The sequence below is a fragment of the Janthinobacterium sp. UMAB-56 genome (assembly GCF_900095265.1).
Taxonomy (GTDB): domain Bacteria; phylum Pseudomonadota; class Gammaproteobacteria; order Burkholderiales; family Burkholderiaceae_D; genus Janthinobacterium.
Genome location: NZ_LT607710.1, coordinates 1 through 422 on the forward strand (window position 1 = coordinate 1; position 422 = coordinate 422).

The 422-nt window shown below is 60.9% G+C and carries 1 protein-coding gene; it reads right to left on the reverse strand.

The window, feature by feature from the left end; all coding sequences use genetic code 11:
• Positions 1–422 (reverse strand): thiamine pyrophosphate-dependent enzyme (locus tag K0F85_RS28375; protein WP_257638221.1); only part of this gene is annotated, 422 nt, incomplete at both ends.

Here is a 422-nt window from a genome sequence, read left to right on the forward strand (position 1 = left end):
GCGCTGTCGGGCAACATATTGTTGAACGAGGCATTGCCGCACGCCTGCTGCAATCGGTTGATGCAGCCATAGCCGCGGTTATCGAGCACGACGATGATGAGTTTCTTGTCCAGCATGACGGAGGTGGCGATTTCCGAATTCATCATCAGATAGCTGCCATCGCCCACCATGACGATCACCTCGGCATCGGGTTTCGCCATCTTGACACCGAGGCCGCCGGCGATCTCGTAACCCATGCACGAGTAGCCGTATTCCATGTGGTAGCCGCCCGGTGTTTCCGTTCGCCACAGTTTATGCAGCTCGGCTGGCAAGGTGCCTGCCGCGCAGACGACGATGTCGCGGCAGGTGGAATCCTTGGCAGAGCGCTGCACGGCGCCGATGACTTCGCCGTCATACGGCAAGCCGGCCAGCTCGCGCCGCCC